The 1416-nt window shown below is 46.5% G+C and carries 3 protein-coding genes and 1 pseudogene; 2 read left to right on the top strand and 2 right to left on the bottom strand.

Annotated features, from left to right (window positions below; translation table 11 throughout):
• Both QK296_RS28905 and QK296_RS28910 read left to right on the top strand, forming a co-directional pair.
• Positions 1-262 (top strand): hypothetical protein (locus tag QK296_RS28905; protein ID WP_205884994.1); only part of this gene is annotated, 262 nt, incomplete at its 5' end.
• Positions 259-411: pseudogene (locus QK296_RS28910) on the top strand (IS4 family transposase); the annotation flags it as partial. The gene QK296_RS28905 and the pseudogene QK296_RS28910, both read left to right, overlap by 4 nt.
• A 73-nt stretch (positions 412-484) precedes the next feature.
• Here the strand turns inward: QK296_RS28910 and QK296_RS28915 are convergent.
• Positions 485-799: a hypothetical protein gene (locus QK296_RS28915; protein ID WP_003191504.1), complete on the bottom strand. Its 315-nt coding sequence runs from the start codon at positions 797-799 to the stop codon at positions 485-487.
• Between the two features lie 3 nt (positions 800-802).
• Positions 803-1416: hypothetical protein (locus QK296_RS28920; protein WP_212614956.1), on the bottom strand; the 614-nt coding region annotated here is incomplete at its 5' end.

Below are 1416 nucleotides of genomic sequence, written 5' to 3' on the forward strand. Positions count from 1 at the left end.
TATCGTAAATTGCCGCCTTTTCCGAAAAATCATTCAATGCGCTTATAACGTCCGCAGGGAGCGCATCCAGAGTCTCAACGAAAAAGGGGACAGATTTATTTTACAGAGACTCATCCGCTACTGTTCAAGACCTTCACAAAACCCAAACTTCAAAAATAAATCTGTCCCCTTTTCTCCAAGCATAGCCTTCAGTTATGCCTTGCGATGCGGCAGTACGGTGCCGATGAACAAAGCGGTGGGGTACCGAATTTACTCAGGTTGATCGCGAGGAAACGCGTCGGAAACCTGCCGGGACGGATTGAGCCTCGCGCCATAAAACGAAGGCCCAAGCCTTACCCGATGCTGATGCAAACGTGTTCAGCGGCAAGGGCCGAGGTCAGGAGAAATGGACATCCGAAGAAGGTTAAGTAAGCGCCATTCAAATCCGCCCCCTTTATCGCCTTTTTTTCGCCGCTCCCCTTTTATCACACTTTTTTATACACCCTCACTTAAACGGGTCAAACAAAACAGCTTTACTTAAGCTTTGCGCCTTAAATAATAAACCTAGCATCTTTTTAACCAATTCTGAAATCGTAGGATTGATGTTCGCCACAGCAACCAATTCATCAGCAAGCGCACTAATCTGCGCCCCGAAAAATAGGTCATAATCGTCAAAACTCAAGCTGGAAAGCATTGGAAATTGCTCGACATCCAGCCGAAAGAAAAAACTCGCGACATCCAAAGGAATCTCGATACGATCAAGACAGCCATCTCGGCCGACGGCTGCTAAACCTGTATCCCACATCATTAAGTAATACATAATTCAGAACGTCTTCCCAGGAAATGTGTTCACCAAGTTGCCTTGTGAATCAGTAATTACCGTCATAAAACTAGTGGACTGTCCACCTGTTTTGGCATCAACACCAATAGGTCTTCCCATATCAACCGTTCGAATAAAATTACCAGACGTCGGTGATTGGTACGCAGGTGTCTTGACGACCTGGGGCGTTTGCAGAACGATCTTCAATTCGTCCTTTGAAATCGTGAACGCAGATTTATTTTCACCCCAAGCGCCACCGTGCTTTTTCCAAGCGTATTCAAGCCCACTTCCTGTAGAGCTCGCAGTGCCCGTCCGCACATTGACTCTCGAAGCAACAACGCCTTTCGCAGCATTGAGAGCATGATTAGTCTCTACCGCTTCTTTCCCTTTCGAATCATTAGCAAAAATCTTGCTGCCGCCCTTCACGGCTAAAGACTTTACCTCCCCAAGCACAGCATCCATCAAAAACTCAGTCGCTACAACATACTCATCTCCATGCAAAAGGTTATCAGAGTCAGCTTTAGCCTCCGCATGAAATTCCCTCATGGTTTCAACGGTACGGTCTGTCAGCTTTGCAGCGAGCTCGATAGCTTTAGATTCTTTGAACTCTCTGTACT

The organism is Pseudomonas sp. AL10 (genome assembly GCF_029960685.1).
Taxonomy (GTDB): Bacteria; Pseudomonadota; Gammaproteobacteria; order Pseudomonadales; family Pseudomonadaceae; genus Aquipseudomonas; species Aquipseudomonas lactis.